A 17,223-nucleotide genomic window follows, 5' to 3' on the forward strand; every position below is an offset into this window, starting at 1 on the left:
TTCCGATTGTTTTAACGCAAGGGTTTGATGCCATGTCAGAAACACTGGACCTGCATAAGTTCGAAAACCTAAGTCCTTTTCAAATCAAAGACGAACTGATCAAGCTGGCGCAGAAAGAGTCACGCCAGATGGCGCTGCCTTATCTGAACGCAGGGCGTGGCAATCCAAACTGGATCGCCTCCAAAGCGCGCGAGGCGTTTTTCCTGCTGGGTCAGTTCGCCATGACCGAAGCACAGCGCCATCGCAACGAAGCGCTGGTCGGTCTGGCAGGGATGCCGCAGGGGCCGGGTTGCTATGATCGGCTCAACGCCTATTGCGCGGACTCGATCGCGAAGAACGGCCCTCCGGGCGCAGATACTCTGGCCGCTGTGGTGGATTTCGCGATTGAGAAATTCGGTTTTACCCCAGACGATTTCGTGCTGGAACTCACCGATGGCATCGTCGGTGATCATTATCCAATGCCGGACCGGTGCATGGCGCATAACGAAGCCATCGTCCATGAATACGTGATGTGGGCGATGTGCGCGGGGCACCGGCCCGATGCCAAGTTTGACATTTACGCGGTCGAAGGCGGCACTGCCGCGATGTGCTATATTTTCAAGGCGCTCAAAAACCAACGGTTGCTGAGTGCGGGCGATACCATTGCGCTGGGCACGCCGATTTTCACGCCCTACCTGGAAATGCCGGTGCTTGAAGATTACGGGCTGAATGTGGTGGACGTGTCCTCGGAAGAAGAGGACCATTTCCAGCTGACCGATGACGATCTCGAGCAATTGTCCGACCCAAAAGTAAAAGCGTTGTTCCTGGTCAACCCGGGCAACCCGTCCTCGGTCGCCATCAGCCCCGAGGTCATGGCTCGACTGGTCGAATTCGTCAAAACCCGGCGGCCTGACCTGATCATCCTGACTGATGACGTCTATGGCACCTTCGTTCCAAACTTTCAGTCCGTTATGGGTCATCTGCCCGAGAACACCATCGGGGTTTATTCTTACTCTAAATATTTTGGCTGCACGGGGTGGCGTCTGGGGGCCATTCTGGTGGCCGAAAACAACATCTTCGACAAGATGATTGCCGAGGCTACGGAGGAAACCAAGACCGTCGTCAATGCGCGATACGAGACGCTGACCCCCGATCCGTCGTCGTTCAAGTTCATCGACCGGATCGTCGCCGACAGCCGCGATGTTGCACTGAACCACACGGCAGGCCTGTCCCTGCCGCAGCAGGTGATGATGACGCTGTTTTCGCTGGTCGAGTTGATGGACGAGGATAAGGGATATCAGAAGTTCTGCTGGGGTATCCTGAAACACCGTTTCGATGAACTGGTCGAGGGGATGGGTATCGACGTGCCCGACAACCCATTGTTCGACAAATATTACGGCATCATTGATTTCGAATTCTGGCTGCGAAAATATGTTGGCGAAGAGGTGGTGGTGTGGATCAAGGAAAACGTCCACCCGCTGGATATCTCGTTCAAGCTGGCGCAGGACCATGGGATCGTGCTGTTGAACGGATCGGGCTTTGATGCACCGAACTGGTCGGCACGTGTTTCTTTCGCCAATCTGGACGATAGCGCCTATCGCCAAATTGGGCGTGCCGTGCGGGCGGTGGCTGTGGGCTATGTACAGGCCTATCGGGCCTCGAAAGGATTGCCGCTACACGGCTGAGGCAGAGCCGCAGGGAAGGGGAGCTTATCATGGAATTGATCGGGTCGATCCTGGGCCCTCATCCTGCGCTGGCCTTGTTCTGCAGCCTTGCCCTTGGCTATGCGCTAGGCAAGATCACCATCGGCTCGTTTACCGTTGGATCGGTGGCGGGCTGTCTTCTGGCCGGTGTTCTGGTCGGCCAGACCGGAGTGGTCGTTTCAGATGACCTGAAACAGGCGTTCTTTTTACTGTTTCTGTTTTCCATTGGGTACCGAACCGGGCCACAGTTTTTTCGGTCTTTGAACTTTGGTGCGTTGCCGCAGATTGCCATCACAGTGTTGCTTTGTGTTGTGGCGCTGTTGGTCGCGGTGCTGTTGGCTCCGCTTATGGGGCTGTCCGTTGGAATTGCTGCGGGGCTTTTAGCAGGCGGTGTCACGGAAAGCGCGACCTTGGGTGTTGCCATTGACGCCTTTGCCAAAGCTGGCGCCGACGAGGCCGCGCAAGCCATTTTCGACGGTGAGATTGCCACTGGTTTTGCCGTGGCTTACTTCGTCGGGGTCATTGCGACCATCTTTTTCCACACGCAGTTGGCGCCCAGACTCTATGGCAGGTCGCTGAAAGAGGCCTGTGCAGAATACGAGGCCGGGTTGAACAGCAACGACGCTCCGATGGTGTCCGAACACCGCGATTTCGAAGCCCGCGCTTATCGTATCAACCCCGAATTCGTCGGCCACAGGATTTCCGAGCTTGAGGCCCGCGTGCCCGAACATGTCCGCGCGTTTTTCGATCGTGTCCGCAGGGGTAATAAGATCCTGCCCACCACTCGCGATATGGTGCTGCAAGAGGGTGACATAGCCGCCATCGCCGGCGTGCGATCCTATCTGATCGAACACACCGCCTTATTGGGGGAAGAGGTTGAAGACCCCGAACTTCTGGACCTGCCGGTGCAAACCAACGACATCGTCGTGACCAACAACGAGGTGGTCAACAAGACCCTGGCCGAACTGTCCGCCCGTCCCGAAGCGCGCACCATCTACCTGCGCGGCATCATGCGCAGCGGCGAGCGTTTGCCAATCTTTCGCGGCGTGACCCTGCACAAGGGTGACGTGCTGACCGTCTCGGGCACTCGCAGTCATATCGAGGATGCCGCTGCACGCCTTGGTTATCTGGACCGCGAAACCAGCAAGACCGATATGGTTTTTGTGGCGTTTTTCATCCTGATGGGCGGGTTGATCGGTATCCCTGCGTTGAAGTATGGCGCTATTGAGCTGGGGCTTGGGACGTCGGTCGGCGTGCTGCTTGGCGGTCTGGTGGCGGGGTGGTTGCGCTCGGTCCACCGCACATTCGGTTTTGTGCCCGAGGCAACGCTGTGGATTTTCGATTCGCTTGGTTTGTGCGTGTTTGTGGCCTGCGTGGGCATCACCTCGGGGCCGAGTTTTGTGACCGGGGTGATCGAAAGCGGGCCATCTTTGATCTTCGGGTCGGTGGCCATCGTGTTGTTGGCCCATGGGTCGGCGGTCATTGTTGGGTGCAAGGTCTTTGGCATAAACGAGGGCGTTCTGGCGGGCACCTGCTGCGGGGCAGGGACCTCGGCCCCCGGTCTGGCTGCCGTGCAGGAAGCGGCGCAGAGCCAGGTTCCAACCCTGGGCTATGGTCTTGGCTATGCCGTGGGCAACGTCTTGCTGGCCCTGTGGGGCTCGGTCATCGTGATCGTTTTGATGTAGCTTACGGCACGAATGCCACAACCAACGGACCCCAGAGCGTCAGGAAGATGTTCGCCACCGCATAAGTCATCGTAAACGCGGGCGTCGGGGTTGCATTCCCGGCTTTTTCCAGAAGCGTTGCAAAACCCGGATTACCCGACCGCGACCCTGTCACCACTGCACAAGCCTCGACCGGGTTTTTGATACGCAAGACGAAATAATTGATCGGGAACTGCACGATCATCGGCATCAGCGTGACCACGACGCCCAACAACAGCAAGGTGATCCCGTATTGCTGAATGGCTTCAAGCGCAGGTTTGCCCGCGTTCAGCCCGACAACCCCAACGAACACGGCCAGGCCAAAGCTTTGTAGGAAATTCGCAGCCCCACGATTGATCCCACCGATCTTGGGCCGCCGGATGCGCAGGTATCCGATGATCAGCCCGGTTACCAAGCAACCAAGCCCGGACCCAAGCGCCACTTTCGTACCGGCAATGACAAAACTGATCTCACCGATCAGATATCCAACAGCCACGCCGATCCCCAGTGCAATGAAGTTGGTGACCGAGGCTGCGGGCGGCACATAGCCCGCCATTTTAGCCACCCGGTTTAGATCATCTTTGTGACCGACAATGCTGACTTCATCACCCGCGTGAATTTCGGTGTTGTGCAGCACTGGCACTTCATGGCCCATGCGGGTGATTTTTGAGATGTGGACACCCCGCCGCTGATCCGCCGTCAACGCCTCGCGCAATTCCGCTAGCGTCTTACCGGTCAGTTTGCGGTTGGTGACCACGACATTGCGGCGCTCTTCCACAACGGTGAGTTCGGGCGGGTATTCTCCGATTTCACCGCTAGCTGTACCTTCGAATTGCGTCAGCGTTCCGACCAGGCCAGAAACCACGATCACGTCCCCTGCGCTGATCAAAGTATCCGGCGTCGGATCCACCGGGACGCCGTCCTGCAGCAGCTTTTCGACGACCAGATCACCGTCATAGCTGCCCTCGATGGATTTGACCGATTGGCCTGCAATCGCGGCGTCTGCATTCACCTGATAGGCGCGGGCATCAAATCGGTTCATTGGAAGGAATTCGCCTTCCTCCAGCTTGCGACCGCCACCGCTGAGCTTCTGAGCCAGCTTGATTGCCTCTTGTCGCAGGTCGACACGCATGATGATCGGGATAACGCTGACCGCTAGGATCGGACCGATTGAGCCAAAGATATAAGTGACCGAATACCCCACCGCGATATTGGTTTTCAGCTTTTCCGCCTCATCCGCTGCCAGCCCCAGCAAGTCGATGGCATTGCCGGCGGTGCCGATGATCGCTGACTGCGTCAACCCTCCGGCGGCCAACCCGGCGGCCAGCCCTTTGTCCAACCCCGCCAATCGAGCCACGACGATGACGAAGAACAGCCCCCATAGCGTCATCATGAACGCGGCCAGCAGCTTGGTCAGGGCGGTTCGGTTCAGAGCCGCAAAAAACTGCGGGCCGCCATTGTAGCCTACCATGAAAATGAACAGCGAGAAAAAGACGTTCTGAACATCCGTACTCAGGTTGATACCGCCGATCTGACCCACGAAAACGGCCACCAGCAAGGTTCCGGCGATGCCACCCAGTTCGAACTTGCCGACCCGGAACTTGCCGACGCCGTATCCCAGGCCAAGACAGAGAAAAAGCGCCATGATCGGAAAGGCGCGGAGCTGTTCAGTGATCAATTCCATCTTAAATTCTCCAGGGTTCAAGTCTGGCTTTAACGGCGCCACGAATGGTGCTTCAGAACGCTGATAATGCTTGGAAATTTAGATTATCTGTGTTGCGTCGCGCTCAGGTAAGCATCGGTTTTGTGATCTGTCAAATTGCCCAGTGAAATTCACCGCCTGCAATGGAATCGACCGAGACGCGGCAAATTGGGGTTCGAAGCGCTATAGCACCCAGCAAAAGAAAGGAACGCCGAGCCTGTACTGCGCGAAATACGCATGCAATTTCATTTTGTGCCACAACAATGTGTCACGCCGCTCTAACGCATACAGTCTTGTTGTTTTGTTGGCTCGTCCCTCAAAGGTTTTCCTTTTTCGCCCGAAAAAGCACAACGAAATCAATGCGTGGTAACTCGATTGCTGCCCCCAACATTCCTTTTTTGCAGCAAAGCTTTTTTTCTTCCAATGGCAAAGAAAAAGCCAGCGATACGCTGGCTTGCAAGAACATTTATGATCTCAGAGTAGATCGCGTCGGCGAAATACTATGCGGTTTCTTCCGTTTATTGCCCAACTGCCCCGCCACAGGACTGCCTTGGGCGAACCGGATTTCCGCTTCGTCGTCGGTTGGGACGTTCGCGCATCCTAGCCGTGTGTGCGCAATTTGCCGGGGTCGTAGACCGGGCAGGCGGTAATGTGGGCCGTAGATTCTGCGAAGGGCTCTCACTGCCAATTCGGACTTGGTGCAGAGAAGGTCCGTAGCGAGCCCAAAGTGTCAAACATCGCATGGTACTGCAATGAACGCCTGCGACAGCAACTGAGATATACACTTTAGTGGTCAGGGGCTGCTCCTGATGTTCCTCGAATTGTCAGAGTCGCAGAATACTCGAAATGACGGACTGGCAGATCGGGTGTTCGCATTCGGTCCAGAAGGATCTCGGCCAACCGCTTGCCTAACTTCTTCGGGTCGATCGCCATGGTCGTGAGGCCGGGCGTCGAGACGGCCGCATCCTCGATGTCATCGAAGCCTACTACTGAAAAGTCATGCCCTGGTTTCAATCCGGACTGGATCAAGCCGAAGCAAGCGCCAAGCGCCACAACGTCTCCGTTGCAAACAATGCCCGTTACCTCGGGGTGTTGGTGACGGAGTGCGGCAATAGCGTCAACGCCAGCACTCTTATTCTCATCGCATGGCCAGACAATTGGTTGCACGTCATCCATCTGCTTTAAAGTGCCAAGGTAACCGGCAATGCGTTCTTCACGCACGGACGATTGCTCGGTGCCGCCAAAATAGGCGATGTGCTTGTGCCCTAAGTCTATCAAGTGCTGCGTGGCTTGTGCGAGGGCTTCGGTATTAAGAATGCCGACATGGTCGAAAGACTGCGACACCTTTCGCATGAATGTCACAGCGGGAACACCGTGAGCATTCAGAAGCTCTATAGATACTTCGCTTGTGTCGAGCGCCGGAACCCAGATCAATCCACGTCGGCCAAATCTGATGCAGGCTTCCAGAAGGCGGTCTTGACGTTGAAGATCGCCTTGCGCATCGAGGATCGACACCATGAACCCTTCGGTTTCGAGCAAGTCGACGGCGCCACTCACAACCTCTGCGTTAAACGGGTTTGCCAATTTGTTTAGGATAAAGCCGATCTCGCGATTGTCACCTGATCGCATTGTGGCCGCCGCTTGATTTGGAACGTAGCGCAGACGCTTGGCTGCGCTCAGGACTTTCTGACGTGTCTTCTCTGAAATTCGGCCGGTGTCACGCATAACTTGGCTAACGGTTGGAACCGATACGCCCGCTTCTTTGGCAACGCTGGATAAGGTGGGTTTTTTCTTCATGGGTCACAGTTTAGATATATCGTTTGCCTAAAGTCGCAATTGGTTTTGCAATTGGCAAGCAAATTATGGCGAAAGCTTGGAGGTAACAGGCTTGACTCAAGATACAACGATATATCATATTAACTGCATTCGCCCGCAGACTGACCCAAAGGTGTCGGCGGGGGAGAGAGGTTGTCGGGTTTCGGTCAGCCTCAGACATAGGGAGGAAATCATGTCGATTCATCTGAAACTGTCGGGTGCCGTGTCCGGTGTTGCGATGCTTGTTGGCGCAGCTGCCGTGCAAGCTGAAACTCTGTTCTGGTCGACCCAGGCCCGGCCCGCCGAAGAAGCGCAGGCTATGCGGACTGAGGTACTTGGTGGCTTCGAGGGCGGGGTTGACTACCAACCGAACGAAGATGGCCCCTGGCTCACTCGCTTGCAAGCCGAGCTGCAAGCCGACTCAGGCAGCATTGACTTGCTGGGTTCCTTGCATGGCAACTTCTCGGCGATGAACCCTGATGACCTGATGGACCTTTCCGATCTTGGCGTCATGTCGGCGTCGGACACTTTCAATGATCTGGCTAAGCTGGGAACCGACAGTCTGCAATATATGCCGTGGATGCAAGCGAGCTATATCATGGCCGCCAATACGGAAGCGCTGCAATACCTGCCTGAAGGTGCGGACATCAATGCACTGACCTATGACCAGTTGATCGCGTGGGCGGCGAACGTTGAAGAAGCGACGGGTCAGAAGAAGTTCGGCTTCCCAGCGGGACCCAAGGGTCTGAAACACCGCTTTTTCCAAGGTTATCTTTACCCGTCCTACACCAATGGTGTTGTGCGGACATTTGCATCGCCGGAAGCCGTGACGGCATGGGAGAAGTTCAAAGAGCTTTGGAGTCATACGAACCCTGCATCAACCAACTTCTCATTCATGCAGGAGCAGCTGTTGAACGGCGATGCCTGGATTGTCTTTGATCATACTTCGCGCCTTGCGCAGGCTTTCAATGAGCGTCCCGACGATTTCGTCGCCTTCCCGGCGCCTGCTGGACCGACCGGTCGTGGCTTCATGCCTGTTTTGGCAGGTGTTGCCATCCCACGCACCGCGCCGGATGCCGAAGGTGCCAAAGCTTTGGTGACTTATCTGATGCAGCCCGAGACACAGATCGCAACCCTTAAAGCCACTAACTTCTTCCCTGTGGTTGATGTTGAGCTACCAGACGACCTACCTCCTTCGGTCAAAGCTGCCGGCGAAGCGGTTGCCAAGATGAGCAGCTCGGCGGATGCTAATCCCGGCCTGTTACCCGCTGGTCTGGGTAGCATGGGCGGCGACTTCAACCGTGTATACGTGGATGCATTCGAACGCATTGTTTTGGCTGGTCAACCCATTGAGCAGGTTCTGGAAGATCAAAAGAAACAGCTGGAAAAGATCATGGCCGAAACCGGCGCGCCTTGCTGGGCACCAGATGCGCCTTCGGAAGGTGCCTGCCCGGTCGAGTAAGACCTTCCATGACTGCCGGGCCGCGGAAGCTGTGGCCCGGCTCCCCAGCAAATCCCCAACTTAAAGGAGCGGTCCGATGGAAGCGCGGCTATTGCCTTACTTTCTGATCCTCCCGGTGACCCTGTTTCTCTGCCTGTTTTTCCTATACCCGTTTGCGCTAGTGGCGCAGCAGGCGTTTGGAACTGAGAACGGATTCTCACTGGATAACTTTCGCGAGGTTGTGAGCTACTGGAAGTTCCCGATTTCGATGAAGAACACTTTTCTTCTGGCCGCAGCCGTGGTGCCAATTCAGCTGGCGCTGTCACTTCTAATGGCCACGATGGTCACGAAGATGCAAAAGGGCCGTGATCTGGTTCTGTATATTTGGACCATTCCCTTGGGGATTTCTGACCTTGCTGCAGGTATCATCTGGTTGGCGATCTTCGAGCAGTCGGGCTTTCTGAACTCGATGATGGTCGGGCTTGGTGTCACTGACCAACCTGTAAGTTTGCTGAGTTATCAAACACCCTGGGTTGTGTTCCTGGCGATTATGCTTGCCGAGATTTGGCGTGCGACCGCGATTATGCTTGTGATCCTTGTGGCGGGCATCGGTCTGATCCCCAAGGAATACTACGAGGCTGCGGATGTGTTTGGCGCCTCGCGCTGGAAACAGTTCACCCGGATCACTTTGCCGCTTCTGCGCCCATCGCTGCAAACTGCCCTGGTCCTGCGTGTCATTCTGGCCTTTGAAGTCTTTGCTGTGGTCGCAGCCCTTGGGGGAACGATATTCCCGGTGCTTATGGGCGAAATCTACGCCTATCAGTTTGACTTGCAGAATGGCGGAGCAGCAGCAGCGCTGGCGATCATCGTTCTGATCATCTCGATCGTCTTCACTCTGATCATCATGCGCGCTCTGCGCGTCCCGAAAGGAGCCACGATATGACGGCAGTTGCAGACGTTGTGGCCCCTGACGCCCGCAAAGCGGGAAGGGGGCTCTATCGGGCTGGGGTTATCCTGCTGTGCGCTTGGGTGATTATTCCGCTCTACCTACTGTTCGTGAACACGATGTCTTCACCGGATACGGTGAACAGTTTTCCCAAGAGCTTCATTCCGGAGTTCAATATGGGATCCTTGGAGTTCTTTATGGGGTTTCAGGGGATGCTGAGGGCGCTTTGGAACTCGGTTGTGGTGGCTTTGATGACGATGGTGATGTCCATCGCCATAGGCGCCCCCGCGGGCTACGCGCTATCGCGGTTCGACTTCCGAGGGAAAGAACTGTTCCGACTGCTGATCCTGCTGACACGGGCCTTCCCGCTTCCGCTTTTGGCTCTACCCTTGGCAGTTCTCTTCATCCGTACGGGCTTGGATGATACGGCTTTTGGTCTGGCGCTGGTTCATACAACGTTGGCGATCCCTTTCGCGGTGCTCATCACTTTTTCGCTCTTCTCGGGTATCCCGCTGGAGCTCGAAGAAGCAGCTTGGACATTGGGCTGCACACGGCTGACCGCATTCACCAAGGTGATCCTGCCTCTGGTGCTACCAGGGATCACAGCCTCGGCGATTTTCGCCTTTGTGATCTCGTGGAACGAAGTGTTCGCGGCCGCCGTTCTGACCATCGAGAACCGGACGCTTCCCGCGTTCCTGTTGCAGACCCTGGGCGAGGCCCCTTTGCACCTGAAATTTGCAGGCGGCTTTATCCTCGTGGTGCCTGCGCTGATCTTCATCTTCGCCGTGCGCAAATATCTCTTTGCGATGTGGGGCATCGCCAACCGCTGAGCGGTGGCTGAAAGGAAACTGTTATGGCTGAAATACAGATCAAGAACGTCGCCAAGAACTTTGGATCTTACCAGGCTCTTCACGACATCAACCTGACCATCGCAGACCAGGAATTTATGGTCCTTTTGGGCGCCTCGGGCTGTGGTAAATCTACGCTTTTACGCATTATCGCAGGGTTAGAAACGGCTACGACCGGCGAAATCTGGATCGGTGGCCGCCGGGTAGATCACCTGTCGCCCAAAGACCGCGGCATCTCGATGGTGTTCCAGAACTATGCGGTGTTCCCACACCTGACTGTGTTCGAGAACATTGGCTTTGGTCTTCGGATGCAAAAGCTGCCCGATGATGAAGTCAAACGCCGGGTCGAGCGAACTGCTGGGCTGATGCATATCGAACAGCTTCTAAAGCGTTATTCGGGAGAATTGTCCGGCGGCCAACGTCAACGGGTCGCTGTTGCCCGTGCGTTGGCAATGGAGCCGGACGTGATCCTGATGGATGAGCCGCTGTCGAACCTTGACGCGCTCCTACGCATGGAGATGCGTGCCGAGTTGAAAGGCGTTCTGGCCGAAAGCAAAACCACCGCCATCTATGTGACACACGATCAGGTCGAAGCTATGTCCATGGCTGACCGGATCAGCGTTATGCATCAGGGCAAAATTGTTCAGGCAGCCTCACCCATCGAAGTGTACAGGGATCCAGCGGCCGAGTTTGTGGCCAGTTTCATCGGCAACCCTCCGATGAATTTCCTCCCCGCTGAAGCTGCGGGCTCTGGTCGCTGGACAGTGGCGGGACAGAGCTTTGACGGGCCGGCAAATGGAAAAGATCTTAAATGGGCCATCCGTCCAGAAGATCTGCGCATTGCGGATCAGGGTTTTGGAGCGCGAGCCAAAGTAGTGGAGCCTCTGGGCGCACATTTGCTCGTGACTTGTGAAGTGGACGGACACCAGTTCCGCGCCGTCCTGGACAGTGAGCTCAGCGTGAAACCTGGTGACGTACTTACGCTGGCGCCGCAAGAAGGCCGGGGTCGCTGGTTTGACCCCGAAACCACTTTGGCTGTCGCGTAAAGGAGAAGATATATGAGCCAAGCGCTGATTGATCAGGCTCGTGAAGTAATGGAAGGAAATGACCGGGGTAGCTATACAGTTCCCACCCATGGCCTCTATCCCTTTCAGTGGAATTGGGACAGCGCATTGTCCGCGCTTGGCTTCTCACATTTTGACATGAATCGGGCATGGGTCGAGGTCGAGACTCTTATGGCTCATCAATGGGACGATGGTATGGTGCCCCATATCATCTTTCATGAACCCGATGACGGATATTTCCCAGGCCCTGAAGTCTGGAAAACCGGTCAAGTTATACCCACGACTGGCATCACCCAGCCAGCGGTCGCGGGCTTTGCAGTGCGAAAGCTCTACGATCGGTCCAACGACAAGGCTGTTGCGCGCGAACGGTTGGCTGAGCTCCTACCAAAGGTTCATGCGTGGCACCAATGGTTCTATCGCGACCGCGATCCCGACGGTACGGGGTTGGTCGCAATCATTCACCCTTGGGAGTCTGGCCGAGACAACTCGGTGGATTGGGATGAAGCGCTGGAAGCCATGCCGATCGAGGGCGTCGCGCCATTTACGCGGCGCGATACGACACACGCCAACCCTGATCACCGCCCGTCGGACGAGCAATACAAGTGTTACATCTGGCTGCTTGAACATTTCCGAGGGCTTGGTTGGGACAATGCGAAGCTCCACGATGCCTCACCCTTCCGGCTGGTTGATCCGGGCTTCAACGGTATCCTGATACGGTCCTGCGACGATGTAGCGGATTTGGCCGAAGTCCTAGGCGATACCTCAATGGCTTCGGAGGCGCGAACAATGGCCGTGAAGGGTCGTGCGGCATTGGAAAGCCTTTGGAATCGGACACTTGGACAATACACGTGTTACAACCGCGCTGCTGGTCATCTGCAGAGCACGCCCACGGTAGCAGGGCTGCTCGCAGCAATTGCCGATGTCCCTCATGGCCGCGCTGAGGAGTTGGTACGCAGGATCGCCTTGTTGGGCCAGCGATGCGGCTATCTGGTGCCCAGTCACGACCCGGCAGATGGCGCTTTTGACAGCCTGCGCTACTGGCGCGGGCCGACATGGTTAATCGTAAATTATTTGATTGCTGAAGGTCTAGGTCGGTCCGGGCAGGGGGAAATGGCACAACGCATCCTAGCCGACAGCCTAAAGCTTATTCAGAAAAGCGGCTTTGCAGAATATTATGACCCGATGAGTGGTGAACCTTGTGGCGGCGGTAGCTTTACGTGGACCGCAGCCATGGTAATCGAAATCCTCAAAACCAAAAGAGTGCCGGCATGAAGCGTTCGCGCATCAATGAAATCATGGCCCAAGCAGATGAGATGATCCGCACTCACGGGGTCACGTCGCCGCCCTTTGCCTTTTGGACACCCAAGGAGTTTAAGGCCCGTGAAAGTGAGGCCCGTCACGTGATTGACGCAAGGTGCGGTTGGGACATCACCGATTATGGTGACGGTGATTTTGACAAGATGGGCCTGTTCCTCTTTACCCTGCGCAACGGGTTACAGAGTGATTTGGCCAAGGGCGGCGGCATGTGCTACGCCGAGAAGCTGTTGATTTCAAGGCAGGACCAGCTGTCGCCCATGCACACGCATGTTCTGAAAGCTGAGGATATCATCAACCGCGGTGGCGCAACTCTGATTGTTGAGCTTTTCGGCTCAGGCAACGCGGGTGGTTTTGCAGAGGATCGCGGCGGTGTGGTCTGGCTGGACGGCATCCGACATCATTATCAACCGGGCGAAAAGCTGCGCCTGGCACCGGGTGAAAGCGTTACCCTGCGTCCTGGTGATTGGCACGCGTTCTGGGGCGAAGGCGGGGATGTGCTGATAGGCGAGGTCTCGACCGTCAATGATGACGAGACCGACAATATTTTTCGTGACCCAATTGGCCGATTTGCCGAGATTCAAGAGGATGTCGCTCCGACACATCTGTTGGTCAGCGACTATTCCAAATGGCTGGGTTGATCGATGAAAACAGTGGCGGATTCTCGGCAGACCTTTCGCAGACTTTGATCCCCATAGCCGCGTTTAGGCAATCATCCTGCATTGAATAATTTGGCAATGTTGTAAGGGCCTCATCTGGCCGTTCACTACATTGTGCTTCAACTCCCAGAGTTAACCAAAGCGGACCTTCACCCAGCATCTCGCGGCGGCGGCTTCGTCCCGCATTTCTGCCGTTCAGCAGATTTCAGCGAACGTCCGCTGCGAGTTCAATGCAGACCTTCAGGCGAAATTCCTCGGAATGACCGCCAACAATGACCGCTATCCGTTCCTAAGCCGTCATCTGACAGAAAGACTCAGATGACTGCCTTGAGCCCGAAGCCGACGCAAGAAATCTTTACGTTTTTGGGCGACGTTTGCCACTGCACTTCCGAGTAATTCGTACATAGACTGCAGGGGTTTCAATTAAACGCCGAGGTATCAATATGAAAACTGTACTGCCCTGTTTGACGGTAGCTTCCGCAATCCTACTGTCTGGTCAACAAGCCGTTTCGCAGTCTTTCAATGACACAGGCGATATTCTGGCGAGATCCGCCGAGATCGAGGACATTGAATACACGATCATGGTTCAACGCGCGACGCAGGCCGCAATCTGGGGAATGCCTGCGGCTGGTATGGTGGACTTCCTGAAAGGCATTCGGCGTGACCTCGGTGGCGACTACAACGATGTCGTTTACCTGAACAAACCCTTCGACTCTAAGCATGGCTTTTTGACAGCGAACGACGTGACAGCCTATGCATGGTCGTCGATGACATCTGAACCCGGTCCACTTGTGATCGAGGTGCCGGCGGCAACAGACAACGTCAGCTACTTCGGAACGATTGTGAACGCCTGGGACGTGCCAATTGTCGATGTTGGGCCGGACGGCCATGACAAGGGAGAAGGGGGCAAGTACCTGATGCTCCCGCCCGGCTACGAAGGAGAGATGTCGGTCCAGGAACTGACGGATGCGGGCTATATGCCCTTCGAAACTGATACCTACGAGTACGGCTTTTCTTTCCGCCCGAGGCTATACAACGGAGCGACGGATGCCGACGCAGCGGACTATGCGCAGACGATCAAGGTCTATTACTTGTCGGAAGCGGATAACCCGCCGCCGAACACCTACCACGAAGCCTCCGAGGTTCCGTATGACTCGTTGCCCTACTACAATCATACCTACTTTCAGGACCTGAACGACTACATTCAAAACAACCCGATCCGTCCGCAAGACAAGATCATGGTCAATTTCCTGAAGGATCTTGGGATCGAAAAAGGCAAGCCCTTCGAACCGACGGAACGCCAAATCGATGCTATGAACGAGGGGCTTCTATTGGCTTATGCTGCCATGCAGCGATACTTCGTTGAGCCCGGTTTAGCGACCGTTCCGCTTTGGGTCGACGATAGCGGTGACTTGAAGTCGCAATGGCTGATCTGGGACTTTGCCGAGGGGCAAGCCGAGCTTGGCTTCCCATACGAGACCGATACCGAAGTGTTGGTCGATGATCGGGCTGGTGGAAGTTACTTCTGGATTACCTATCTGCCCAAGAATCTGGGCGGTGGCACCTTCTATCTCACGGGTCTGCGCGACAGCGCGGGAGACATGTACGACCATACTCAGACATACAAACTGAACATCCCTGCAGATACGCCCGCCAAGGATTTCTGGTCCGTGATTGTCTACTCGATGGAGACCAAGAGCTTCATCCGCAATGTGAACCCAGTCGGCCTGTCGTCGCGGGATGTAGAAACAATGCAGGTCAACGATGATGGGTCGTATGACATCTACTTTGCTCCCGAAGCACCCGAAGGACAGGAGAGCAATTGGATACCGACGACGGAACCGTACTTCTTACTGTTTCGACTGTACGGACCTGCTGAAGGCTGGATTGAGAGCGGCTGGGTATTGGGTGATCTTGAGAAAATTTGAACACGACCAAGTCAGAAAGCTGTCCGAGTAGCGGGTCAAAACGCGATTCCGCGTAATGTCTGCTTGGTCCGCATAGCTGCTGTCCAAGGCTCCAAAACACCGCATCTTTGATCTAAAGTCCGGTTCCAGTGCATTGCCGCCGTCACTATGGCCTAGTGCTGCACTAGCAGCGAAGGTCTGCTTGGTGGCCTTCCTGCCAGTTCGGGCATCGTGCGGCGAACGGCTGGTTTGTCCCGCAGAGCCGTCATTGTACCGCCTTGCGGCGAAGGTCGGCTAGGTTGGCGAACACGCCCAATCTTACCTCACTTTCGCAAAATATCCTCGGGGTCCAGGGCAGAAAGCCCCGGCGCGTTCTTTGAACGCGATGCGCTTTGCGCATTTTCAAGGTGAAATGTGAAAAAGGAAAAAGTGCTTTGGGAGCACAAATTGAGTTCAAGTGCAGTCCAACGCAGGATAGGCTTAGCGCCAGCAAGTACATTACTATTGATCATCATGCCCACAAAAAGAAGTCTGCAACCTCATATCTGACCCCTGAGCTTCACACACAGCTAAAAGCTGTTGCGGAAGCCGAAGGCCACACGATTTCGACGTTTGTGGGCAAGATGAATGAATTGGTTGTTGAGGACGAAAAGCCGGAACCAGCGCATCAATGTGAAGGTGGCAAAGGCCGAAAAGAAGGCAAGATAACTGTTCGTGTTGCCAGGGATGTTCGGTTGAAGATCGAGCGCGAGGCCAAGATCCAGGGTATTCCCCCGTCAACTTGGGCTGCTCGTATTTTGACGGCCCGAGTGCTTGCAGCCCCCCCCAACCGATCTAGGGCGAGCGAAAAGCGATCCGCTGGGGATTCCGCCAACTCCGTGGCGCGACGACGAATCTCAATCAAATGACAACGGCTATGAACCGCGAAGTGTTTTCTGGGGGCAGCTATGCGCCAACGCGACAAGAACTGCACGAGTTGCGGAGCATCGTTGATAACCTTCGGGATTTGCTCCGAATGCACTCGGCAGGACGCTTAGAGTTTCAGTTGGGTGAAGAGCTGAACCGGCGCGAAAACCCTTGTCGGGTAGACGATTGCGGAACTTCGTAACAAAGGCTGCGAACGAGAAGCAAGCGGGACTTAGTGCTAATTCAGACGACATTGGAGTGAGCTCAATGGCGCCCTTTGGATTAAGCACCAACGGGGTTCTTTTTCAGGTGTTGAATAAAGAGGCGCAGTGGTGTCATCGAACGGTATTCCCGCGGGAAGAAGATATTGATGCCGGGGATGGAAACCCTGTTTTGGACTAAGACTTCTTCGACTAAACCGGATGCCAGTGATTCCAGACACGTGTCGCGAAACGTATAAGCTATTCCCAGCCCGCGGGCCGCCATTTCAACCGTAACCGGCGAAGAGTTTGCAATCAGGCTACCGCCCACTTCGACGGCGTAGTCACCTTCAGGGCTGGTGAATGTCCAGGGGGCGAATTGGCCGGAGCTTTGGAAGCGGTAGCGCAGACAATTATGTTCCAACAAATCCCTTGGGTTTTCTGGGGTGCCATTCTCCGCAAGATACTTCGGGCTTGCCACCACAGCTGTTTGCAATGGACTTGTTAAGCAGATGGCAATCATATCCTGTGCAATCATGCCACCCATACGAAAACCAGCATGGAAGCCCTCGCCAAGCACATCCGTCAAAGCATCGGTTAGCAGCAGCTCAACCTCGATCTCGGGATATAGCTGCTGGAATGAGACCAGCGCTTCGCGAACGACCAGATGATAGGCGATCTCGGAAATCGCGAGCTTCAACGTACCGCGGGCTGAATGGCCTGCTGTAAGTGCGCTTTCAAGCCCGTCGGCAAGTTGATCAAATGCCGGACCCGAGCTTCTCGCCAGAGCACGCCCGGCTTCTGTCAGATTGATTGACCGCGTCGTCCGGATGAACAGTGCAGTTCCAAGTCTGTCTTCTAGGTTCTTTAGCTGATGACTTACTGTGGACCGTTTGAGCCCCAGCTTTTGTGCAGCAGCACTCAGGCTACCGTGTTGAGCAATCGCATTGAACACTTCGAGAGTGGAAAGAGGCAGGCGCATTGGTGCATCTCCTACACCATAGAGATGGTTAACAGGCTTATTGTTGTCTGTGAT

Annotated in this window: 14 protein-coding genes; 10 read left to right on the forward strand and 4 right to left on the reverse strand. The window is 55.4% G+C overall.

Annotated elements, in window-relative coordinates:
* Positions 1-32: 32 nt before the first annotated feature.
* Complete coding sequence (locus tag ACR0DL_RS11875) at positions 33-1,664, forward strand: bifunctional aspartate transaminase/aspartate 4-decarboxylase (RefSeq protein ID WP_170359624.1); 1,632 nt, start codon at positions 33-35, stop codon at positions 1,662-1,664.
* 29 nt (positions 1,665-1,693) lie between these two features.
* Positions 1,694-3,367: an aspartate:alanine exchanger family transporter gene (locus ACR0DL_RS11880; RefSeq protein WP_170411568.1), complete on the forward strand. Its 1,674-nt coding sequence runs from the start codon at positions 1,694-1,696 to the stop codon at positions 3,365-3,367.
* A 1-nt stretch (position 3,368) separates the two neighbouring features.
* Here the strand turns inward: ACR0DL_RS11880 and aspT are convergent, their stop codons facing one another.
* The 3 genes from aspT to ACR0DL_RS11895 form a co-directional block, all read right to left on the reverse strand.
* Complete coding sequence (gene aspT, locus ACR0DL_RS11885; RefSeq protein ID WP_425081557.1) at positions 3,369-5,069, reverse strand: aspartate-alanine antiporter; 1,701 nt, start codon at positions 5,067-5,069, stop codon at positions 3,369-3,371.
* 334 nt (positions 5,070-5,403) lie between these two features.
* A complete protein-coding gene (locus tag ACR0DL_RS11890) occupies positions 5,404-5,553 on the reverse strand; it encodes a hypothetical protein (protein ID WP_480689344.1) in 150 nt (49 codons plus the stop codon).
* Positions 5,554-5,873: 320 nt separating this feature from the next.
* The gene (locus ACR0DL_RS11895; RefSeq protein WP_480637717.1) at positions 5,874-6,884 is read right to left on the reverse strand and encodes a LacI family DNA-binding transcriptional regulator; all 1,011 of its coding nucleotides are present in this window, start codon (positions 6,882-6,884) and stop codon (positions 5,874-5,876) included.
* Positions 6,885-7,095: 211 nt separating this feature from the next.
* On the opposite strand from ACR0DL_RS11895, the gene ACR0DL_RS11900 reads away from it, so the two are divergent.
* The 8 genes from ACR0DL_RS11900 to ACR0DL_RS11935 all read left to right on the forward strand — a co-directional run bounded on the left by ACR0DL_RS11900 (position 7,096) and on the right by ACR0DL_RS11935 (position 15,989).
* Positions 7,096-8,364 carry an ABC transporter substrate-binding protein gene (locus ACR0DL_RS11900; RefSeq protein WP_480689346.1) on the forward strand — a complete coding sequence of 423 codons (1,269 nt, stop codon included), beginning with the start codon at positions 7,096-7,098 and terminating at the stop codon, positions 8,362-8,364.
* A 76-nt stretch (positions 8,365-8,440) separates the two neighbouring features.
* The gene (locus tag ACR0DL_RS11905) at positions 8,441-9,286 is read left to right on the forward strand and encodes a carbohydrate ABC transporter permease (protein WP_170350238.1); all 846 of its coding nucleotides are present in this window, start codon (positions 8,441-8,443) and stop codon (positions 9,284-9,286) included.
* Positions 9,283-10,119, forward strand: a complete 837-nt coding sequence (locus ACR0DL_RS11910; protein WP_117871523.1) for a carbohydrate ABC transporter permease — start codon at positions 9,283-9,285, stop codon at positions 10,117-10,119. The genes ACR0DL_RS11905 and ACR0DL_RS11910 overlap by 4 nt, the downstream gene beginning before the upstream one ends.
* 23 nt (positions 10,120-10,142) lie before the next feature.
* On the forward strand, positions 10,143-11,183 hold the full coding sequence (locus ACR0DL_RS11915; protein ID WP_170350239.1) for an ABC transporter ATP-binding protein: 1,041 nt from the start codon (positions 10,143-10,145) through the stop codon (positions 11,181-11,183).
* Positions 11,184-11,195: 12 nt separating this feature from the next.
* The gene (locus ACR0DL_RS11920) at positions 11,196-12,473 is read left to right on the forward strand and encodes an MGH1-like glycoside hydrolase domain-containing protein (protein ID WP_170359632.1); all 1,278 of its coding nucleotides are present in this window, start codon (positions 11,196-11,198) and stop codon (positions 12,471-12,473) included.
* The gene (locus ACR0DL_RS11925) at positions 12,470-13,156 is read left to right on the forward strand and encodes a D-lyxose/D-mannose family sugar isomerase (protein ID WP_480663118.1); all 687 of its coding nucleotides are present in this window, start codon (positions 12,470-12,472) and stop codon (positions 13,154-13,156) included. The genes ACR0DL_RS11920 and ACR0DL_RS11925 overlap by 4 nt, the downstream gene beginning before the upstream one ends.
* A gap of 461 nt (positions 13,157-13,617) precedes the next feature.
* Positions 13,618-15,102 carry a DUF1214 domain-containing protein gene (locus ACR0DL_RS11930; protein WP_480689349.1) on the forward strand — a complete coding sequence of 495 codons (1,485 nt, stop codon included), beginning with the start codon at positions 13,618-13,620 and terminating at the stop codon, positions 15,100-15,102.
* Positions 15,103-15,473: 371 nt separating this feature from the next.
* Positions 15,474-15,989, forward strand: a complete 516-nt coding sequence (locus ACR0DL_RS11935; protein ID WP_480689351.1) for a hypothetical protein — start codon at positions 15,474-15,476, stop codon at positions 15,987-15,989.
* A 280-nt stretch (positions 15,990-16,269) separates the two neighbouring features.
* On the opposite strand, the gene ACR0DL_RS11940 is transcribed toward ACR0DL_RS11935, so the two are convergent.
* Positions 16,270-17,169: a LysR family transcriptional regulator gene (locus tag ACR0DL_RS11940; RefSeq protein WP_480689353.1), complete on the reverse strand. Its 900-nt coding sequence runs from the start codon at positions 17,167-17,169 to the stop codon at positions 16,270-16,272.
* Between the last annotated feature and the right edge of the window lie 54 nt (positions 17,170-17,223).

The sequence above is a fragment of the Ruegeria sp. BB5 genome, from assembly GCF_056539405.1.

Excerpts from the sequence above, each read along its gene's own strand:
- ACR0DL_RS11910 (WP_117871523.1), top strand. The coding sequence starts at position 9,283 with ATGACGGCAGTTGCAGACGTTGTGGCCCCTGACGCCCGCAAAGCGGGA.
- ACR0DL_RS11915 (WP_170350239.1), top strand. The coding sequence starts at position 10,143 with ATGGCTGAAATACAGATCAAGAACGTCGCCAAGAACTTTGGATCTTAC.
- ACR0DL_RS11920 (WP_170359632.1), top strand. The coding sequence starts at position 11,196 with ATGAGCCAAGCGCTGATTGATCAGGCTCGTGAAGTAATGGAAGGAAAT.
- ACR0DL_RS11895 (WP_480637717.1), bottom strand. The coding sequence starts at position 6,884 with ATGAAGAAAAAACCCACCTTATCCAGCGTTGCCAAAGAAGCGGGCGTA.
- ACR0DL_RS11880 (WP_170411568.1), top strand. The coding sequence starts at position 1,694 with ATGGAATTGATCGGGTCGATCCTGGGCCCTCATCCTGCGCTGGCCTTG.
- ACR0DL_RS11905 (WP_170350238.1), top strand. The coding sequence starts at position 8,441 with ATGGAAGCGCGGCTATTGCCTTACTTTCTGATCCTCCCGGTGACCCTG.
- ACR0DL_RS11890 (WP_480689344.1), bottom strand. The coding sequence starts at position 5,553 with ATGTTCTTGCAAGCCAGCGTATCGCTGGCTTTTTCTTTGCCATTGGAA.
- ACR0DL_RS11925 (WP_480663118.1), top strand. The coding sequence starts at position 12,470 with ATGAAGCGTTCGCGCATCAATGAAATCATGGCCCAAGCAGATGAGATG.
- ACR0DL_RS11930 (WP_480689349.1), top strand. The coding sequence starts at position 13,618 with ATGAAAACTGTACTGCCCTGTTTGACGGTAGCTTCCGCAATCCTACTG.
- ACR0DL_RS11940 (WP_480689353.1), bottom strand. The coding sequence starts at position 17,169 with ATGCGCCTGCCTCTTTCCACTCTCGAAGTGTTCAATGCGATTGCTCAA.
- ACR0DL_RS11900 (WP_480689346.1), top strand. The coding sequence starts at position 7,096 with ATGTCGATTCATCTGAAACTGTCGGGTGCCGTGTCCGGTGTTGCGATG.
- aspT (WP_425081557.1), bottom strand. The coding sequence starts at position 5,069 with ATGGAATTGATCACTGAACAGCTCCGCGCCTTTCCGATCATGGCGCTT.
- ACR0DL_RS11875 (WP_170359624.1), top strand. The coding sequence starts at position 33 with ATGTCAGAAACACTGGACCTGCATAAGTTCGAAAACCTAAGTCCTTTT.